Annotated in this window: 19 protein-coding genes and 7 pseudogenes; 16 read left to right on the top strand and 10 right to left on the bottom strand. The window is 31.0% G+C overall.

The features are described 5' to 3' along the window. Positions 1–116: 116 nt before the first annotated feature. Both KI343_RS07895 and KI343_RS07890 read right to left on the bottom strand, forming a co-directional pair. Complete coding sequence (locus KI343_RS07895) at positions 117–563, bottom strand: hypothetical protein (protein WP_212925872.1); 447 nt, start codon at positions 561–563, stop codon at positions 117–119. An 11-nt stretch (positions 564–574) separates the two neighbouring features. Next, positions 575–1,180 (bottom strand): hypothetical protein, encoded by a 606-nt coding sequence (locus KI343_RS07890; protein WP_212925871.1) that lies wholly within the window; start codon positions 1,178–1,180, stop codon positions 575–577. Positions 1,181–1,383: 203 nt separating this feature from the next. Between KI343_RS07890 and KI343_RS07885 the strand changes: the two genes are divergently transcribed. The 3 genes from KI343_RS07885 (at position 1,384) to KI343_RS07875 (ending at position 3,070) form a co-directional block, all read left to right on the top strand. Beyond that, positions 1,384–1,605: a hypothetical protein gene (locus tag KI343_RS07885; protein WP_212925870.1), complete on the top strand. Its 222-nt coding sequence runs from the start codon at positions 1,384–1,386 to the stop codon at positions 1,603–1,605. A 264-nt stretch (positions 1,606–1,869) separates the two neighbouring features. Further along, the gene (locus tag KI343_RS07880) at positions 1,870–2,748 is read left to right on the top strand and encodes a hypothetical protein (protein ID WP_212925869.1); all 879 of its coding nucleotides are present in this window, start codon (positions 1,870–1,872) and stop codon (positions 2,746–2,748) included. Further along, on the top strand, positions 2,729–3,070 hold the full coding sequence (locus KI343_RS07875) for a hypothetical protein (RefSeq protein ID WP_212925868.1): 342 nt from the start codon (positions 2,729–2,731) through the stop codon (positions 3,068–3,070). Before KI343_RS07880 ends, KI343_RS07875 begins: the two co-directional genes overlap by 20 nt. Before the next feature lie 108 nt (positions 3,071–3,178). On the opposite strand, the gene KI343_RS07870 is transcribed toward KI343_RS07875, so the two are convergent. Together KI343_RS07870 and KI343_RS07865 are read right to left on the bottom strand one after the other, a co-directional pair. Next, a complete protein-coding gene (locus tag KI343_RS07870; RefSeq protein ID WP_212925867.1) occupies positions 3,179–3,373 on the bottom strand; it encodes a helix-turn-helix transcriptional regulator in 195 nt (64 codons plus the stop codon). 1 nt (position 3,374) lies between these two features. Next, complete coding sequence (locus KI343_RS07865) at positions 3,375–3,662, bottom strand: hypothetical protein (protein ID WP_212925866.1); 288 nt, start codon at positions 3,660–3,662, stop codon at positions 3,375–3,377. Positions 3,663–4,626: 964 nt separating this feature from the next. On the opposite strand from KI343_RS07865, the pseudogene KI343_RS07860 reads away from it, so the two are divergent. The 3 pseudogenes from KI343_RS07860 to KI343_RS07850 form a co-directional block, all read left to right on the top strand. Further along, positions 4,627–5,223: pseudogene (locus KI343_RS07860) on the top strand (reverse transcriptase domain-containing protein); the annotation flags it as partial. A 381-nt stretch (positions 5,224–5,604) separates the two neighbouring features. Then, positions 5,605–5,712, top strand: a pseudogene (locus KI343_RS07855) (reverse transcriptase domain-containing protein); the annotation flags it as partial. A gap of 317 nt (positions 5,713–6,029) precedes the next feature. Further along, positions 6,030–7,390: pseudogene (locus tag KI343_RS07850) on the top strand (IS4 family transposase). A gap of 1 nt (position 7,391) precedes the next feature. Here the strand turns inward: KI343_RS07850 and KI343_RS07845 are convergent. Both KI343_RS07845 and KI343_RS07840 read right to left on the bottom strand, forming a co-directional pair. Beyond that, entirely contained in the window at positions 7,392–8,006 is a 615-nt protein-coding gene (locus tag KI343_RS07845) for a response regulator transcription factor (RefSeq protein ID WP_212925865.1), read from the bottom strand. Between the two features lie 4 nt (positions 8,007–8,010). Further along, on the bottom strand, positions 8,011–10,032 hold the full coding sequence (locus KI343_RS07840; RefSeq protein WP_212925864.1) for a sensor histidine kinase: 2,022 nt from the start codon (positions 10,030–10,032) through the stop codon (positions 8,011–8,013). 49 nt (positions 10,033–10,081) lie between these two features. Between KI343_RS07840 and KI343_RS07835 the strand changes: the two genes are divergently transcribed. The 7 genes from KI343_RS07835 (at position 10,082) to KI343_RS07805 (ending at position 14,508) form a co-directional block, all read left to right on the top strand. Beyond that, positions 10,082–10,285, top strand: coding sequence for a hypothetical protein (locus KI343_RS07835; protein ID WP_212925863.1), 204 nt, complete (start codon positions 10,082–10,084; stop codon positions 10,283–10,285). 291 nt (positions 10,286–10,576) lie between these two features. Continuing rightward, on the top strand, positions 10,577–10,765 hold the full coding sequence (locus KI343_RS07830; RefSeq protein ID WP_212925862.1) for a hypothetical protein: 189 nt from the start codon (positions 10,577–10,579) through the stop codon (positions 10,763–10,765). Positions 10,766–10,888: 123 nt separating this feature from the next. Next, positions 10,889–11,116: a hypothetical protein gene (locus KI343_RS07825; protein ID WP_212925861.1), complete on the top strand. Its 228-nt coding sequence runs from the start codon at positions 10,889–10,891 to the stop codon at positions 11,114–11,116. A gap of 157 nt (positions 11,117–11,273) precedes the next feature. After that, the gene (locus tag KI343_RS07820; RefSeq protein ID WP_212925860.1) at positions 11,274–12,008 is read left to right on the top strand and encodes an ABC transporter ATP-binding protein; all 735 of its coding nucleotides are present in this window, start codon (positions 11,274–11,276) and stop codon (positions 12,006–12,008) included. Beyond that, entirely contained in the window at positions 11,986–13,422 is a 1,437-nt protein-coding gene (locus KI343_RS07815; protein ID WP_212925859.1) for a hypothetical protein, read from the top strand. Before KI343_RS07820 ends, KI343_RS07815 begins: the two co-directional genes overlap by 23 nt. Beyond that, on the top strand, positions 13,409–13,717 hold the full coding sequence (locus KI343_RS07810) for a hypothetical protein (protein ID WP_212925858.1): 309 nt from the start codon (positions 13,409–13,411) through the stop codon (positions 13,715–13,717). Before KI343_RS07815 ends, KI343_RS07810 begins: the two co-directional genes overlap by 14 nt. A 533-nt stretch (positions 13,718–14,250) precedes the next feature. Further along, the gene (locus KI343_RS07805) at positions 14,251–14,508 is read left to right on the top strand and encodes a hypothetical protein (RefSeq protein WP_212925857.1); all 258 of its coding nucleotides are present in this window, start codon (positions 14,251–14,253) and stop codon (positions 14,506–14,508) included. Positions 14,509–14,857: 349 nt separating this feature from the next. Here the strand turns inward: KI343_RS07805 and KI343_RS07800 are convergent, their stop codons facing one another. After that, complete coding sequence (locus KI343_RS07800) at positions 14,858–15,775, bottom strand: polyprenyl synthetase family protein (protein ID WP_212925856.1); 918 nt, start codon at positions 15,773–15,775, stop codon at positions 14,858–14,860. A 384-nt stretch (positions 15,776–16,159) separates the two neighbouring features. Between KI343_RS07800 and KI343_RS07795 the strand changes: the two genes are divergently transcribed. Further along, positions 16,160–16,657 carry a transposase gene (locus KI343_RS07795; RefSeq protein ID WP_212925855.1) on the top strand — a complete coding sequence of 166 codons (498 nt, stop codon included), beginning with the start codon at positions 16,160–16,162 and terminating at the stop codon, positions 16,655–16,657. 51 nt (positions 16,658–16,708) lie between these two features. On the opposite strand, the pseudogene KI343_RS20085 reads toward KI343_RS07795, so the two are convergent. The 3 pseudogenes from KI343_RS20085 to KI343_RS20560 form a co-directional block, all read right to left on the bottom strand. After that, positions 16,709–16,903: pseudogene (locus KI343_RS20085) on the bottom strand (hypothetical protein); the annotation flags it as partial. A gap of 9 nt (positions 16,904–16,912) precedes the next feature. Beyond that, a pseudogene (gene istA, locus KI343_RS20565) lies at positions 16,913–18,495 on the bottom strand (IS21 family transposase). A gap of 241 nt (positions 18,496–18,736) precedes the next feature. Beyond that, positions 18,737–18,910: pseudogene (locus tag KI343_RS20560) on the bottom strand (ISL3-like element ISMdi2 family transposase); the annotation flags it as partial. Between the two features lie 196 nt (positions 18,911–19,106). Here KI343_RS20560 and KI343_RS07780 point away from each other — a divergent pair. Continuing rightward, positions 19,107–19,685, top strand: a complete 579-nt coding sequence (locus tag KI343_RS07780) for a DUF6037 family protein (protein ID WP_212925854.1) — start codon at positions 19,107–19,109, stop codon at positions 19,683–19,685. An 87-nt stretch (positions 19,686–19,772) separates the two neighbouring features. Next, positions 19,773–19,907: pseudogene (locus KI343_RS07775) on the top strand (antirestriction protein ArdA); the annotation flags it as partial. Positions 19,908–20,283: the final 376 nt, after the last annotated feature.

The raw sequence follows: 20,283 nt of genomic DNA, 5'->3' as shown, positions 1-20,283 counted from the left end.
TTACCATATATTCGGATTATTTAATGTGTAAATTCAGAAAATCCCTATTACGATTTCATTTATAAACGATCTCACTCCTTTATAGATTGTGCATACCTGTTATACTAAACTAATCATTATCTCAAAGTATGTTCAATAGAATTCTCAATTTTTTTATCCACATACCTATTAAGCAGATGTTGATAAAATAAATAATGTCCATCCATAGTCTCTATAGAAAATCTATCTTTTTCTATAACTGAAAAGATAAGATTTGAAAATTTAGTATCAGTAATTACATCATTAAATAATTCATTTTTTATTTCTTTATATTTAAGGTCTGATTTTATTATTCTGTTGAATAAATTCCCTTTGAAATATTCTATAATCAATTCTTTATGCCGTCTCCACATTTTTTCAAACGCATTTGCAAAAATATAAAAATTATTTTTATCTCCTATTAACGCTCCGCCAATCATCCCTTTATTTTCTAGAAAAGAATATACAACATCATTAGATCCATTTATTTCACATACCTTACTCATTCTTAAGATATAGTATTTTGCAAATTCTAAATCACCCATTAATAGTTTAATTAATAAATTAGCTCTATTCTGGAATGAGGCTCGTCTAAAAGAAATTGATATTTTTCATATGCTTTTTCATTTGTAAAAAAAGGGTACATTTCTTTAACCTTGTTTAAACCCTTCATAGTCCTTAGATACATTTCTTTATTTTCACTTAAAGTTACTATTTTATTTTTACTTTCACTTGATTTTTTCTTAATGCTTTTTCTTAACTCCGGACTATTTTTCTTCCTAAATAAAAAGTCCATAAAAGGGATAATATATTTCCCTTCCCCGTCTTTTTCGCTATTCATTGTTATTGCTAATAAAAATATTTTCACGCTTTCTTCTTTATCAATATGATTGCCAAAAATCAATTCTTTCTTTTTGCAATTAAATAAATCAGTAAATCCCTCTAACTGAGATTCTGTTAATAGATGAGGATTTTTCTTTTTATGTGCTCTACCATTTTCAATAGCAGATAATCTAGAAGTATCCACACTTATGTAATAATCAGTCTTTAGTTTTGCAACAAGTTTGTCTTGCTTGACCCCTAGCTTCTTATTTCTATAGTTTTTGATTCTCGACCCTATGCCTTTATATAAAAACGTCTCAAAATCAAATATTATCTTCACCCCCGGAATATGGTAGATATTCTTCTATCAAACTACCAAAAGTATACCATCTATACATAAATATATAAAGTTAATATATTAATAGGCCTGATAGAACATGAAGATAGTGACTATCAATATTAAATGGAGGTGCTAGTCTTACCAAAAAAATTGTTCTTTGAATTAAAAAAAGTATAAAAAATAAATGAGAAGAGGAATTTAATATGCCAATTGCAAATGCATGGGTTTTTACTGAAACCAAATTTAAAGCAGATGAGTTTTTAGCAAATACACACAATCTTTATCGATTAGTATCACAACGACCGTACACAAGTAAGAAAAATCCAAATGAAAGTGGAGTAACTTTAACATTATTAATCACTAAAGATGAAACGGAGTATGGAGTAGATAAAAAAATGGATTGGAACGTGACAACAATGTTTTAAACACTTTTGATGTAACTGTGCTAAATAATAAAGCCTCAATCGACGTACAAAAAGGTGAATACGTAAAACTTATAAATTTCATTCCAGAAAAATCTTTTGTTATAGAGTTTGATCTAATTCTTAGATTTGAAGATGTCGAGAAAGTAAATGTCAATAAGAAATAGGACAATCAGTACAAGTAGAATCCAAAATGGTATCTACGTATACACTACACTTATCCTCCTTACAATATTTACATTAATTATCTCGATTATTGATAGTCTATTGAATACTGGGGTTGCAAAATACAGTAACCCCTTTTTAATAACTTTTATCTTTTCAATAATTACAGTTCAAGCTCTTATTTCGATGATAAGGAATAAAGGTTATAAAGGGATAAAGTATGCTTTTATCCACTATTCTACTGTACTGAATTTAAGAAAATATTTTTTAGATTCAAAATACTATAACATTAAATTTCACCTTAATAAAAAAATAGCACAGTTACCAAAAATCAAAATAGAATTTGAAAAAGGATTATCCATCGGTAAGTTGTATATTGAAAATATTCATATGGAAAAAGATCTTAGGTCTAGCAATATATCAATTGCTTTAAAGAGATATGTTGTAGAGAGAAGTTATTTATCTAGAGATGAAAAATATTATATATTTGAAATTTATGATAGCAACATTAACCGTCAGCTTATTTTTGAAAATTTAAATGAGTTTCAAGAGTATTCATTAAAAACAGTGGAACAGCATCTATTCATAGATAAATTCACAAAAATACCTATGTATAGCTCATTATTTGTTGGACAAACAGGATCAGGTAAAACGTACGCTCTGTATTCCTTAATTCTTCAAATGCTAATCAAGAAAGAATTATATAATCTTTACTTTGCAGATCCTAAAAACTCAAGTTTATCTGTAATAGGTGAAAAAATAACTGCTCATAACTCAGCTTCTAATTTCAGTGATATTGTTGATTTATTAAAAGACTTTAATGATTTAATGAATCAATATAAATTCAAATTGAAAGAGAAACTAGGCACAAAACTTGAAGCTACGTATGTAGATTTTGGATATCCAGCACATGTTTTAATCTTTGATGAATTTTGCCAGTTTTCAAACAGAATTACAGTCGATGGAGAAGAAAAAACGTGATGAAGTGATGTCTTTAATTTCACAAGTAGTTTTACAAGGAAGACAGTTAGGTTTCTTTATCTGGTTTGTTATGCAGAAATCAGATTCAAACTTAATACCAACATATATACGTGAGAATCTTCCGGTAAAGTTCGTGATTGGAAATGCTGAGAAACAAACGAATATAACAGCGTTTGGTGCAGAAGTTAATACAAAAGAAAAGGATTTTCAATTAGGTGAAGGGCTTTTTGTCTGTCCTTTAATAGCAAATCAACCGAAACTTTGTCATTTTAGTTATTTAGATTTTAATATATTAGAAGCAGTGAATGAATTAAATAAGTAAGAGGCTGGGACATAACTAGCCTCACTTTGTTTTGTACATAGATTCGAAAATGGACTTAGTTCATAGCCTTTTGTGATTTTCATATTTTCAAATTGCTTCTCTGATTATTTATTTTCGACTAATAAAAAGATTATCTACAGTTGTATCCAAATTTCTCGCTAAATCAAACGCTAAAGAAAGAGAAGGATCATATTTATTATTTTCAATAGCAATAATTGTTTGTCTTGATACTTTACATAATTCAGCAAGTTCTTTTTGCGATAATTTTCTTTCTTTTCTTAAATGATAAATGTTATTTTCCATTTTAATCACCAAATTTTCTTTTATTTATTAGTAGAGATATCAAGAAAACAATTGCAATCACAAAAAGAAAAATAATTGGGCTATTTGTTGCTGTTCCATCATTCACAAAGGAAACAACGGTGTCTATAAGCAAAACGCCTACAGTAATTAGGAATGTATCAGCCATTGTTTTCATCTTAATAAATTCTTTTCTTTCATCACCACTTTTTGATAATTGGTATAATAATGTGCCAATTATCAAAACCATGATAACATTTAATCCCAAAAACAAAATTACTAAAAAATCCATTTTAAGCCCTCCATAATGTTAAATATGTTTAACGTAAGTATAATATATTTTGCTTTTCATGTCAAACATTTTTAACACTTTTTTTATTATTTTGACTTTAGTATTTGCAGACGTTTAAATAATTCAATCTTACCTTCTTATCTGTAACCATTAATTAATAACCTAAAAATCGTAACATACACCTTTGATTTAAAAATATTTTTAACTTTGTTTGTGTTCGGGTAGTGAATTTTATAGTGGTATCAAAAAGCAAGCAGGTTAATACTGTGGTTCATAGTATTTATTATTCTGTTGACTGGTACAGACTTTTCGTAGTTTCTTATCAATTTTGAATCAAATAGATGGTATAACTAGATTATTCAAATGACTTGTTTTGAACAGAACTAACATAAAATTATTAATTGTAATAAAATCCTTTCTGAAAATACCAGATTACTTTAGGATAAGTAATCTGGTATTTTGGTGTGCCAGGCATGTGCACACTCTCTAGGGTTAAAGTCCCGAGCCACGAAGGCAGTAGTAGTGGTTAGCTTAAGACAAGGGTGTCTGGGGTGACCCAGAATCTGAAGGAAGTCGGCGGCAAATCTCCGGCACTAGGAACACGAACTTCATAGAAGGCTAGATGCATTTGGATGAGACTGCCAAAGGATGCATCGAGTAAATGAAGAGGGGACATGGAGAGGAAGAGCGTGTTCTTACCCTGGGAGGTCTGATAGAAATGCGGTACACATACCGTAACTGGACATGCGAATGTTCACTGAAATATCAGAAGTCAGCCGAAGCCATAGTACCAGATACTTCTAGAGTATCTGGGAAGGGCCGAATCATTTACGGAGAATTGCCACTTCGCGTACGCAATACTCGATGAAGCAGAAACATAAAACCTTCCTAATGGAGGAAACGGTGAATCACGTGGGGGACATTAGAAGGGCTGAGAGGAATTGCCACACAAGAAGAAAGGACAATTCACGCAGGAGTTAGATATCATGTTGGAAGGATCCTATCACGAGAAAATTTAATAACAGCGCTCCACCGAGTAAAGCGCAATAAAGGAAGTCACGGTGTCGACAAAATTCCTGTACAAAACATACGAGCGCATATCGTGGAAAACTGGACTTCTATTCGGGATCAGCTGGAAACAGGAGCTTACTATCCTCTGCCTGTCCGCCGTTACGAAATCCGTAAACAAGAAGGCGGCGGTATGAGGGAGTTAGGTATTCCCACCGTACTAGACCGGTTTATCCAACAAGCAATCGCACAAGTTCTTACCACGATATACGACCCAACTTTCTCAGAATATAGCTACGGATTTCGGCCGAAACGTCGAGGTCATGACGCTGTGAGGAAAGCGAGAGAATACATGAAGGACGGATATCGCTGGGTTATCGATATGGACTTAGAGAAATTCTTCGATAAGGTGAATCACGACCGCCTGATGAGAACGTTAAGTCAGAGGGGCAAAGACCCGAAAGTCCTTCAACTTATCCGCAGATTTCTACAAGCGGGAATAATGGAGGATGGACTGGTGCATCCAAATACAGAAGGAGCGCCCCAAGGTGGATTATGCAAAGTATTCCGTTATGCAAAGTAAACATCATAAAACCTATAGATATAAGTTTTTTATTTCATTTACTTTGCAAAATGTCAGAGATCTCTCAACGCATAAAATCTAAAAAAACAGTATTTATTACTTTTATATGAGGCGGGATAGTGCTATCTTTTCAAATCAGTATTTATGAAAATAACAGACTTTAAAATGAGAAATACTGAAGTGTAGCTTTTTCTGCTGTGTTAAAGGAAACTTTCGATGTAACTTCATGAAGCTTTTAAAGCTTTAATACCTTTTGCCTCACCTCGGATATTATGCAAAGAAAATCGAATTTGATTAGCGAAATACAGGGGTTTATATCGATTACTTTGCATAATAACTTTCTTTGCATAAGGTGGACCATTGAGTCCGCTTCTTTCAAATATTGTCCTAGATGAATTAGACAAAGAACTAGAAAGAAGGGGACTCAAATTTGTACGATACGCGGATGATTTTCATATTACAAATACGTATTAAAATATAAAAGCTTCAATTAAGAAAAGATGAACAATAATAAACCACAACTTTAATGTATCTTACTTAAACATATGAAATTGAACATAATTTTATTAATAACTAATAATTTCAATGAAAGATAGTATTATTAAATATCTCAACTTTCGCAGAGTAAAAATAAGCTCTAATCGTTATCTGGTATAACACTTTCAGTGCTTCATTATGCACCTTGACCAAAGTAATTATAGAAGAAAAGCACCCCAACTTTTGGTATAGTTTAATTGTCGAGAAAAAACTACCAAATAGAAGAGGTGCCTCCTACTATGATAGCGGATAATGACCCAAATAATCAACTGCCAAAAGAATTAAATCTGCATTTAATGAATTACAGATTCTTAAACACTTACGGAACGCTGGAATCACAAAAGATTTTGGGTTCTCTTGTGCTTATTTATTCAAGCTTGTTTTTTGCTTGATTTTCGAACAGAGAAATTGTTTTCGTCTACTTGAAAGTAAAAAATCAGAAAACCTGCCTGAGAAAGATACGATTTATCGATTTTTAAATCATTCAAAGTTTGCTTGGCGTCGATTTTTACTTTCACTTAGTGCTGCAACGATTTCCAAGGTTAGCCGTTTGACCAAAAGCGACCGCCTAAAAGTATTGATTGTTGATGACTCTGCCTATGAAAGAAATCGTAGTAAAAAAGTAGAATTACTCGCTCGCTGTTTTGACCATGCATCTCAAAAAATGCGTTTTTACAAAGGCTTTCGTATGCTTACACTAGGCTGGTCTGATGGTGCTACTTTTATGCCAATCGATTTCTCCTTACTAAGCTCAAAGAAGTCGAAAATTAATGGAATCTCGGATAAAATCGACAAACGTACTTCCGGTTATAAAAGACGTGAAGAAGCATTACAAACAGCTCCAGAGCAACTACCAGCTATGATTTCTCGCGCACTTTGTGCAGGAATAAATGCTTCCTATGTATTAATGGATAGTTGGTTTACCCAGCAACCACTGATTCAATCTATCGTGGAACAAGGTATTGACGTGATTGGTATGGTGAAAGCTACAAATCAACGTTATTTAGTTGATCAAAAGCGAGTAGGTTTAAAAGAACTTTACCGTTTAGCAACACCAACATCAGGAAACAAAAGCCTCCTGCGCTCTATTCATACAACGATGGCAAATGGAGTGCCAGTAAAAGTTGTATTCGTCCGAAATCGCAACAAAAGAAGTGAATGGTTAGCGATTTTAAGTACAGATTGTACGTTAACAGAAACAGAAATAATACGAATTTATGGGATGCGCTGGGATATTGAAGTCTTTTTCAAGGCGACAAAATCTCTCTTAAAATTACAAAAGGAATTTCAAGGCAGATCTTATGATTCACTTATAAGCCACACCACCATTGTATTTGCGAGATACATTCTTTTGTCGTGGCAGAATCGCTGTAGCACAGACGACCGCACACTTGGCGGTATGTTTTATGAACTTTGTGACGAAATAAATGAACTTGATTGGGCTGTTGCACTACAACAACTTATCGAGCTTCTTGAAGATGCCTTAGAAAAGACAAATAAGAAATTCAAAAAGTTAATAATAAGTCAACTACAACAATGGTTTGCAGGATTGCCTAGTTATATCAGGGCATACCTGCCTAGTTTGGGCTGCGAAAGTTGAGTTAAATATCTAATATTTTTAATTGCATTGCAGCAGCTATTGCTTCTCCTCTTGTTTTCACTCCTAAACTTTTATATATTTTTGAAAGACGATACTCTATTGTTCGGTCTGATAGAAATAATTTTTCAGCTATATCTTTATTACTTAATCCTTCAGAAATAGCTTTTATAATAATTAAGTCCCTTTCAGCTAATCCATAATTTTGTTTTTCATCGTTCTTTTTATTTTTTTCTCTAAAAATAGATAAAGGTATAATAGTTTGACCAGCTAATACCTTATGAATTAGCTCAATTAATTCAGACTTTGTAGCTGTTTTACTAATAATACCGCTAACGCCTATTTCAGTAAATAATTCTAAATTCTCTTGTTCGGCGAAACCTGTATATAGTATAATTTTTTGTTCTTTATTTTTTTTCAGTAAATCTTTCGATAATTCAATTCCTGTCATATCGGGCATATTGATATCAATAATATAAATATCGAATGTTTCATTTAATATCAACGCTTCTTTTCCTGTAGATACATATTTTGCAGAAATATCTCCCTCACTTTCTAACATTGTTTTTGTTCCTTCTCCCACTAAATAATGATCATCAACAATTAAAATTTTTAACATAATATCACTCCGGTATTGTTATAAATATCTGAACATTTTTCGGTGAATCTGTAATGAACTCAATTATTCCATTTAGACTCTTAATTCGTTCAATTATACTTTTAAGTCCAATTTTTTCTGTAGCAAGTGCTTCTTCCTTGTTAAAACCTTTACCATCATCTAGGTAGTCTATATATATTTTTTTCTCAGTTTCCCTTATATAGACGGATACACGTTTTGCAACTGAATGTTTTATTGCATTATTTATCAACTCCTCCACTACACGATAAATTATTAAGGATTTTTCGTAATAATCGAATTTACCAGTTGTTAACTCTACTTCATAATCTAAGCGAAAAGGGGCTTTCTGTTGCGATTGATGCAACAGTTTATCTAGAGAATAAGATAAACCATCATTGAGCAAAGTGTTAGGTATAATTTCCCTGTAGGTTGTTCTTGTCCTATCAATAATATTCTTAAATTCCTTCTTTAAAGGTAATAATTCAGAATATTTATCTTCCGCAAGAATGTCTAATTTTCGATAAATGTATATTTGGTTTTGTAAGATTGTATTATGAATATTATCTGCTATCTTTCTTCTCTCAGCTTCAGCGATGTGAAATAAAAAACGAGATTGAGAAGAAGAAAATTCAAAATTAGATTCCATTATTTTCGTTACAAAAGCTTCGTTAATTAAAATATTCTCATAGGTAAGCCTGATATAAGAAAAAAACATTATTAACCATGATTTCTCATAGATATGAAAACGCATATGATTTTTTGGTTTCTTCATCCATAAGTAGTGAAAAGTGTTTGATTGTCGTGATAGAAAAAAACCAATATTATTCTCATAGTCAATTAACAATCGACCTTCTTTTCTGGCGATATTTTGAAACGGGATATGTTCAAAATCAGCATTCCCAATAAGATATTCTCTGACTATTTGATTTGTATTCGAATTATACTTAATGATTGTCGTTTCAACAGAGTTAAACTGTTTCTTTATTTCTTGGGTAACATAATTATTTAATTCTGAGAGACTCAGGATACCTTTTAAATCTTTTAATAATTGTTCAACCCTTTGCACAACATTATTTTTGTCCTGAAAGAAAGCGTAGCGAAAATAGTAGTCAATTTGTTCTTTAATCATGAGAAATACTGCAATAATTAGTAGTAAAAACCCAAAGAGTTGAATTAAATCTACAAGGTGAAATAATGAACTATACCAAATTAAAACTAAAGAAATCCAAAATGAAGGTATTACAGCCAGTAAAAGATAGTAAAGTAAGCGATTTAGTATAAACCTTAAACCTAAGAGATTTTTTGATAAAATTAAGTAAGTATAACCAATTGGGATAGCAAAAAAAGTCCAGGTTGTAACAGCAGCATCAACCCATGATTTATTAATTAATAAAGGTAACGCAAAGAGAAAAAGGAAAGGACCAAATGCAATTATTGGTATACCTAACATCCAACGCAAAAACGAATTTTCCGGATACTTAGAATGTAATAATAAGTAAAATAATTTTAATAATGGAATAAGCATATTGCTTAAATAATAGATTATCGAAATAATTTTTATTATATTTGATAATTGGTTGAAAAAAATAGAGTACAGCTCTGAACAAATAACAAAGATTAAAAGAATTAAATTTAAGTTATCTGTTTTGCTTTTTCTTCGATAACTAATTCTTCGCAAATATAATATTTCAGTAATAAACTTATTAAAAAACCATCCTGATAATTGAAAACAAACTGTGAATACCATAATAGCCAAATTAATATTTGTTGATTGGAGAAAAGCTGTAAAATAAGCTAAAGAACCCATTAGTAAAAAATAAATCAAAAAATGACTGGACTTTTTACTACTTTGTGTGTATATCATATAAGTAAAGATGGAAATAACTGTTGAAAAGATACATGGTAAATACATATTATTCCACTGAATATTATATTCATTAGTTTGATAGAAGACTCTATACAACAAATATATATGTAGTAAATAAAACAATAGTTTTACTATTTTGTATTTATCAATTTTTAGCATTTTATTTCCACTCCTTTTACACCAACTTATTTAGAAAGGAGGTGAAAGTATGATTATGCAAATTGTTCAACAACAATTAGGGAAAAAAGCAGAGCATGAAAAGTCAACATTTGCTAGTAATGATCTAAATATGCAATTAAATCTTTCATCTGAAGAAGTTTCTTTTATCAAGGATTCTGTCAAAGAAAATAATATTACTAAATTCATTAATTCTCTAGCAGAGACTAACTGGAAACCTTATAAAAATATCTAAATTCTGAATATAGTTTTTCTTAATTTTATCCACTATATATACTTTATCATATAATAATCAACATTTGTTATACCTATACTCCCTAAACAATTTTGGGAAATTTTGCGGAAAACCGCAATAATACCTTAAAAATGTTTAGGGATTTTTTAGGGAAAAAACTGTAAAGAGCTATGATAGAATTTAACTAAGGTAGTTGCTAGACATTATATTCGTGCAGCTTTACTAAAGTCTATGTAAAAAGGATGGCGAAAACTACAAAAAGTACTTGGGAGAGGAAATGAATGAGTAGATTTGTTCAGAGCGATCACTTTAAACCATTTATTTCTGATGATGATTTTATCAACATTAGCACCTGGAATTGCACTGGCAAGTAGTGAATCTTATACAGATGAAGAACTTGATGAAATTCAAAAAATGGAAGAAGAAATGGAATTTTATTATGAGACAGTCAGTGAGTTCAATGAAAAGGTCAGTATATAATTAAAGACGAAGAACTTTTACTTGAAAAAGTGGAAGAGGGAGAAGAAAATGCTGCTATTGTTTATGAGCTAGCTCAAACTACAGCTGATTCTTCTATTGGAGAAGATGAAGTAGGTACTCAGAGTGCTGCTAGTTTTGCAAAGTGTGTGGTTAACAAATTTGCTAACAGTTATGGGAAATATAGCTCGTCAATTTTTAACTGGAGCTATTTATCAGTATATTAAAAATAAACAATATGATTTAGCTGCAAGATTAATGTTTAATACTTTAGTGAAAGCTGGTTTCAAAGTTAATGCTATTGGTCTTGCCGCAGAAGCTGCAACGTACGGATGGCAATGCAGAAATGCTTAATAAAACCAGTTAAGAAATGGATATGGACCTTATTGATTTGTCTCTATGAAAAGTTTTTGTGGCTAAGAACATTGTAACAAAAAGCTAGTCAATATGGACTTTATCAGAATCTATTCGTACAAATTACTATTTATAATTAAACTTATAGGAGGAGTATATGCTTAATATTCAGAATATACTTTATTATTATAACGAAAAAAATACGGTTCTAAACAACGTAAGTTTTAATTTAAATAAAGGGGAACTATTAACAATTGCTGGCCCTAATGGAAGTGGAAAAACAACGCTTATAAAGTTAATAGTAGATTTACTTAAAATTCAAGAAGGGTCTATTTCCATTAACAAAACTCCCCATGATAATCCATCGGTTAAAAAAGAAATTATATATTTATCTAGTGAGGATTTTTTACCAGATTTTTTAACAGGTAAAGAATATATAGAAATGATATGTGATTTTTATGATGCACCATTGGATAAAGAAAAGTTATCTCGCTTAGTAGAGTATTATTCTTTAGAGTCTAAATTAAATCAATTGATAGAAAGTTACTCTCATGGAATGAGGAAAAAGATTCAATTAGTTAGTGCATTTATGATTAACAATAAATTTATTATTATAGATGAAACATTGAATGGTATAGATGTGGAAGCAAAAGAAGCAACCAAACTATTATTTGAACAATACAAACGACGTGGTGGTTCCATAATAATATGTACCCATGATTTAGATTTAGTTGAAGAGATAGGCAATAGGGTGTTACTCATAAATAAAGGTGTAATATATATAGATGATCTTATTGAAAACATTCTCAAGACAGGTTCTAATTTAACAAATGTTTTTAAAGAGCTTATAGATTATGAGGGCATGAAAAATGAAATTGAAAAATATTTTTAATTTGCAAAAGCTATATTTCTTATTTATTTTAAGAAGAATTCTAAGTGTGGGTATATTAAAAGAGAAAATATTTAAAGTTTTCATCTTTATTGCTACAGTAGTAACTATTACGGTAACCACAGTTTTTCTATATAATTTTTTAGATGACACCGATGTTTCCGAACAAATTAACTTTATATATTTTATTATTAAAATGCAAGGTGTAAATATTATCGTTTGGACGACGATTATATTCGTTTTTACTAGAATTATTTTCTCAAAAAAAGGGGATTTCTTAAAAATAACAAATCAATTGCCAGTTACACATAATGAAAGAAATGGTTCATTTATTATTTTTGAATTGCTTATGTCTTTAATTATTATTTTTCTTATTAGTATTGCTGTTATTATTGCGGTAGTATTACGCACTAACTTTCACTATATTCCTTTACTAATTTGCACAGTTTTTTTTACGAGTTTAACAGGGTATTTATTATTACAACTAATTAATTCCATAATCATATATCTATTAAATTTAATTAAATTAGAAAAAGTAAGTGCACTTGTTTCAATTCTAAGTTTTATTGTTATTTTGGCAATATTATATCTAGATATAGTGCAATCTATAAATAATATAAATTATAAAACTGGTGAATTTAATCACTGGTCCCAATTTTACATAGAATTGTACAGTAATTATGGTTTTATTGTTACATCCTTAATTCTTGTAATAATCATTTTTTTACTATTAATGATCATCCTTTATATTCCTAATAATTTCAGATCAGAAGATAATCATTATTTAAAAATTAAAAAGCCTATTAAACTTAGACTAACTATGTTTAATTTGTATATTTTACAAATATCGAGAAGAGTGGAAAACATAACAACTCTTATAATTGCATATTTTTTATCAATTTCTTTGCTTATTCTAGATATATTGAATCCGTTATATGCTATGTTTTTAGTTACTACATCAGGACTGTATATTTACACTCAAACTGATTCAATTAGAATAAATTACTATAGATTTAACTATAGTGCAATTAAAGATTATATTAATCTAATTATCAGTCAGTATCTATACATATCAATAACTTCATTACCAATATTGATATTAGGGCTTATTATAAATAAAGGTAACGTTAATCTTTATGATACTCTAATTATTTTTGGTCAATTAGTTTTAATGATTATACTTTCAACTTTGATTGGAATTTTATTTCCGGCAAAAAAGGACAATCCATTCTCACCTTTTATTGGATTTTTAATAATCGTAGTAATTTCAGGATTTATATCATTAATATTACAATTTTTAGATTTATCAAAACTGTACAATAGTATATTAATGATGATTTTATATATTTTCGTTATATACACAAGTTGTTTGGGATTAAAAAAACTAAAGGAGGAGTTCTTACATGAAGATGGTTAATATTATCATTGGAACTCTAGTGTCAGCTGTATTAAGTACGATAGTAATCTTAGTAATTAGTTTGATTAAGCTGATGTTTACTCATGATGAAGTTGGATATGCATCTTCATTTTTCAATTCGTTATTTGTAAAAGTCGAGGAAAATACCGAGGACTGGGATTTATATACAACTTTAGGGGTAAATACCGATAATTTAACACCTATTATTTTAACGATTATCTTTTTTTGGTTTTTCTATTTAATTTTAACTAAGGTATATATAGATAGAAAAAAGATAAGAGAAAATGTAAAGTAAAAGATTATGGTAGATAAAAAAATAAACATTAATGCCATCATATTTACTGACATTATTAAGTACGTTCTATTTTATATGAAATGGTGCAATTGGTTCTTTATCCTTTTCTTTATTGTTTCATTATTATTACTTTATATAAAAGTTAACGTTATTTTATACACGTTAACCTATCTTTTAGGTGGAATATTATCAATTAGTATACATGAGTATATGCATATATTATTTATAAAAAAAATTACAAATAACAGTCATATTAGAATAAAAATTAGTCCAACTCATTTTAGTATAATTCCTTGCGATGAAATACATGGATTTAAATCTATTATTATTGCATGTTCTGGTCCGATAATATGCTTTATTATTTCTGGATTTCTATACTTAATTAAACAATGGTTCTTTCTCGAAAGTTTTTTTATGGATTTACTTATTTACTCCTATGCATGTCATATTTTCAGTATCCTACCTTTTTTTAAAGATGGGAATATGATATTAAAAGAAGTGATTTATTTTCTCTTGAAGGGAGGTGAAAAATAATGAATTATATCATGTCGAACTTATATGTTAAAAAAGAGAGCTCAAAAGACAAGATTATGCAACAGGTTGAAAATTGGGCACAAGGTTATAATGCTCCACCACTTTGGTTTATTGTTTCATTAGTTTTATTAGCTTCTATCGCAGTAGTAGTAGTAACAGCAGCAAGTATCTACTGTATGCAAAAAGGTTATTCGTTCTTCGGTGTTAGCTGGAATAAAGGAACTTCAGGGCAAGTTGGAGTAGGCTGCCTACGATAGAAAAGTAAACCATTTGCTAATTTGATTCTAGGAAAGTTTCATGGACACTTTTCGGTTAAGTTCCCACTATTAATCCTAGAAGAGTGTCCTATGAATCATAAGTAATTAGGGAATAGATATAGTAATCACTTTCAAAAAATGAATCGTTCTGTTTATTATTAATATTGTCAATGAGCAATAAATTTAAGTAGTGATATACTATATCTGAAATAACCATACATACATAGATTAATGAGATTGCTTTATTGTGACAATATAAACCTTCAAGTTCTCACCCATGCAGGGCACACTATAAAAAAGCATTAGAGGTTGGTTTCTCTAGTGCTTTTTTAATAGTTTTTTAATTTAATTATTCATTTCTGTTGGAAATAATACCTAATAACAAATTTTTTTGTTCTCTCGATAGATTAAGTTGGTTAATAATTCTTTCATATTTGTTGATAAATATATTTTCTACAATTGAACAATAAAGTAATGCGTCCTTGTTCATTAATTCATGATGAATTATTGTAGGATCTTGATTTGACGAGCTATTTAAATAATAATCTTTAATAGCAGCGTATGCTTTATCGTCTGTGTTTAAAAAATATAATATTGGTAAGGTTCTTTTTTTGAGTAATAGATCATTTTTAATGAATCCATTTTTCATATCGGCAACATCATTTCTTAACTGAAAGACTACTCCTAAGTATTTTGAGTATTCACTTATTTTTTCTCTTAACTGCTTATCTACATTAACAGCTCCTAATATACATGCTAGAGCAATTAAAGAGCCTGATTTTAAATAGCACATGTTCAAATAGTCACTTTCGGTAAATAGTTCATTTTTTAAATCTAATTGTTGACCATTAATGGATTGTAAGAGAAATTGATATATATTATTTTGTAACCATTCTATCTCACTTTTATTCCCTAATGTTTTAACTTCATTTAGACAAATTAGCAAAATACCAATAATAATATTAAAACTATAAGTTTCATCCATATTACTCCATGGAACATCCTTATGAGTATCTTTATCTTGTATATCGTCCATAATATCAGAGGCTAGAATGATTAACTCAATTATCGTCATAGCTTTTAACTTATATGAATTATTTTTATCCTCTCTAAAAATATCAAAATGAACTTCAGTAATTTTAGCAAAATTTATAGATTCATTAAATTTATATTCAATGTAATGGCTTATTTCTTTTTTTATACTTTCCTCTATAAACCCATTTTTAATCATTTTTTTTGCTATATTTACTAATTGATCTTTTTGCATTACAATCCCCCCTAATATCTACCATAACATATAATAAAATGAAATTAGGATTATTTATTCAATACAAAAGGATTAATTTAATAAGGTATAAAGGATTATTACCGGTGTATAAATGATTACAACAGGTTCTTAATGCTATATCATTTTTAAAGTTTAGGGGATTCCGCAAGAGCATTTGTTCAACTTTTTTCGGAAAACCCTAAGAAATATTCAGGGTTATTTAAGGAAAATACTGTAAAATTTCATGATATTTTTAAGGGTCAACACCAAAATCAATGGTTGATACTAATGGATAAATACGGTAATAGTGCTAAATAAATAAAAAACATCTGCCTACCTGTTATTCTTTAAGTTCCAACACCGAAAGAAAACGAGCTAAGACAGATGCCCTATCAGTATATCAATGAACTCTTAGATTTACCAGAAATAAAAATTGTAAACATTGAGATAGAAGAAGACCATGCCATTATTGAACTAACGCCAGTCAATCATACGCAGGATTGTCCGTATTGCCATTCCACATTTGTTAAACGAAATGGGATTCCTTATAAACGGGATATCCGTCATCTAGCTGCTTTTGAAAAATCTGTTGACTTACGTATCCCTGCAATTTGTTTAGCCTGCAATGATTGTTATTCAACTTTTACCTGGGAATATTCTTTTGTGGAGCCCAAAAAGCGGTATACGAAAGCATTTTCCACCCATCTTGCACGTCAAACTTATGGAGCCACAGTTACGTATACATCCATGGAAGAACAAGTTCCCTATTCCACCATAGAACGCATTTCCAAGAGAAATCTTCATGAAAAAAGTGAAGAAATACAAGAACAAGTCTATCAAGATGCAGTGGAACGAGAAAATCTCGTGCTTGGAATTTTGTAGCTGTTTCTTGCTTAGAGATTGCTGCTCGTTTATTTCAAATGTATCAATTGTTTTATAGAAAGGAAAAGCAGCCCATTTCAAGCGTTTTTCAATTTGTTTTTCCTCCCGGCGTTTCTGTTCATAGGCTGTTAACTGGTGTAAAAAAGTCTGATACGTCCAATCTTCTGATTCGGCTTGTTGAATCAGAGAAGTGTTTTGCCGTCTCTGATAACCGTAGGGAACATAATTGCTGTTGTAATTGATCAAGCGATTTTTTCATCCTGTCACACCCTCTTTTAACACATCTAGGTAGCGATCTAATTCGCGTGATTCGGTCTGTGTGTTCATTAATTCTGGATCAACGCTATGCAACATCTTGATTTCCTCATTGACATCCTTTTGTGCGGAGTTAGATTGTCGCTGACGCTGAATGAATGCTACCACATCAGTAAATTCTGTTGCGCTGTATAACCCGCGTCTCATGCATTCAGATAATGCCTCGTTTCGGATCGTTCGATCCGTCTTTTTCGATATTTTTAAAATTATACCTAACTAATCCCTTATATAACGTGGGTAATTTTGATGGATTTTCTCCAGGAAATCGGCGGCTATTGCCTTGTTATCAAATTCTTCGGAAACAAGCGCAATAAAGGCCGATATACCTTTTGAACGATCTCGTACATGTTGCGTATCCTGAATAAGTTTGCCTTTTTCCATAGAAATCGGATGGTTGGCAATGACATCTCCATTTGTTTCTTCTCGTATAACTCGCTTTTCATCTGTTACCTCAATAAAAACCTCTTTATTTTTTTCATAAGTGCCCAGAGGAACGGAGTAACGATTGGACTGATACACAATTGTATTGTCCTTTCGAACGGTTCTTGTTATACTTGAATCAATATTTCTTATAAGAAACTCTTTAATGATCGGTCTGAGGTGTTGCCTTTCCAACGCGAACACATCAGCCGGTCTTTTTTTGTTGTATTATGAACGTTCCCATTTCCTGTTCTATCTAGCCATGACAAACAATCCTCATTCCATTTGTCTATATGTTGAAATACTCGATTCTCAGCGAAATTTTTCTTCACAAATCCAACGACATTCTCAATTCTCCCCTTACTTTTTGGGTCAGCTCTTCTACAAACAAAAAGTTGAAGTTTTCGCTCATCACGATAAGTCTGGAATTCACTTGTCAGTATCAAATCTCCTGCATTCTCACTCACGACAAGTAAAGAATCCTGGTCATAGGCAAGCTCATAGGGAATACCGCCATAATACTGAAATGCATGCTCATGTGCTTGAATGACATCTCTTGTAGTAAAAGGTCTGTCCAGCCATTCCACATATTTATATCTAGAATGAGAGAGTACGAAACTGATAAAATAAAGTTTAATTTCCTTTCCTTGAGATGTTTTCTGTTTGGTTTCTCCAAAATCTACTTGAGCCTGTTGCCCCATTGGCGGGTCTGCTATTGCCTGATAGATACGTTTTGGCTCTGTTTTAGGAATTCCATATTTATTACGAAGCTCTTTAACATAACTCCTTACTGTGCTGCCCCCAACAACTAAATCTGGATATCTTTCCCTTAACCAGTCATGAATTTGAGAGGCCGAAAGGTCTGGATGTTCACTAAGCCATGTATGGATAAGTATTTCGTATGGATCTAGTTTTTTGGTTCGTACCTTTATGGATGCCATCCATTCCGCAATTTCCTCCGGTGATTTCTCTAAATATTTATAAACAGTTGTTCTGGAGATCCCCAGAGTTCGGGCAATTCGTCGTATCTTAAACCCTTGTTCTTTCATTTGTTTAATTTTCATATACATTTCTAGAATTTCCACCTTTTCTCTTTCCCCCATTACCGATATTCAACAAATTTGACTATATCGTAATGAGGTGAATTTTTATATTCGAGGGGAGCAGATTGACGCGACGCCTTGTATAGGTGCTGCCCCTCCCGGGGCAACACCTATACAAGGCAATTACTCCCCCCTAAAAGTGTCCATTCTTATCTAGCAGAAATGGTCTATTATAGTGGTTCTTACGCTCTTTTGGTGAGAAAGTATCTGTTGAATTTAAACAACAATAATCTATCATTTTTTAAAATTGATATAAGACCCTGTTTTTTAGGACAGAAAAACTGGCTCTACCGTACATTATTCGTTTAAGCATTTTCAAACGGTTTACGTGGCCTTCCGTAATCCCGTTATTCCAGTCCTCTTGAACACTTAATTTAACTGCGTGAAAATCTTGCTTGAGTCCATTTATAAAGGATTTAACATGAGTTAAACAGAATCATAGGGGGCTTAATATTACCCGTACTTTTATCAAAGGTGGGTCTAGCAAGCGATAGCGCGGTAGTAATGTGGCACTTAATTAATCAGAACATTATAGTATGCGCAAATTTTTATTAAACTCTTTAAACTGATATAATTACTCTTATATTATGAAGATATGAGGGGGAATATAATTGACATTTAAGTTTAAACTACCAGAAATTAAGCCTTTGTTATCTGACATGGGTGAAAATAATGCAAAGATGGATAAATTCAAATTCACATACAACAATGTTGAATTTGAAGTTATAATCTTTATCGATCGAAAACCATATGAATTACTTTTTGGCATAATTGATAGAAACTTTAGCTTTATTCTGTATTTAGAAAAAGGCTATAAACTTTCAAATTTATCTAAACAAGATTTTTATAAGTTATGTGAGATACTCAATTTAAAGCCGGGTAAAGAAACATTTACTTCATTTAAGTTTTTAAAACATGTTGCTAAACAGTTACCCACTCAATATAGTAAAAGTAATATTGAACCTCATGAAATTGCCTGGTATAAAGCTAAATATGTTCCTGAACCCGATAAGATTTATTTTTGCGGCTGGCGGACTTACAGCCCAGATAGCCCTCATTCGGCGAAAAATTTTGAAAAAACACGAGAGTTTTTAGGTGAAAAGACCTACCAGTTTTGTAAGAAAAATAATATCAGTTCTCGATGGACTGCTGAACCTAAAAAACGAATTGACTATTATCCACCTGATTAATAAAAACAATTAAAGTATTTAAAAACAGTAAATTTCTTAAATTTACTGTTTTTTTACGTCTATTTTTAATAAAAGGAAGTGATCACTGTGGAAATGCAAGTCTATATAGCAAATCTCGGAAAGTATAATGAAGGTGAACTGGTCGGGGCTTGGTTTAAACCGCCAATAGATATAGAGAATGTGAAAGAACAAATCGGATTAAATGGCGAATATGATGATTACGGCCACTGGATTTTACCGCCCTTTCCATGTTATTTACCATCGTTCGCCAAAGAATTTACCACACAGTGCCAACACGATTTCCAATTTTAAAAAGTAGCTTAAGATTCCTTACTTGATGCAGTGAACCGGCAATTAAAAATACAGAATACTCCTTGTCTACATCCTACGCAAAATGCCTTGACATGGAGCCGTACGAACTGTTTTACTATAAATGCCAATGGCATGAAATGTAAGGATCAACTTTAATCTAACTGTTATTTTGAAGATAGAAATGAAAGAAATCATGTTTTCTTGAAACTGCCTCACTAATACTCCTACATGCCTTGAATATCTTCTCAGTACGACCCAACAGAGTCTATTCCTTTATCGGCTATAC

The organism is Oceanobacillus sp. J11TS1 (genome assembly GCF_018333215.1).
In the GTDB taxonomy this organism is placed as follows: Bacteria; Bacillota; Bacilli; order Bacillales; family Amphibacillaceae; genus Oceanobacillus.
Note: the sequence above shows the minus strand (reverse complement) of the source record. Positions and strands in the feature narration are given on the sequence as shown.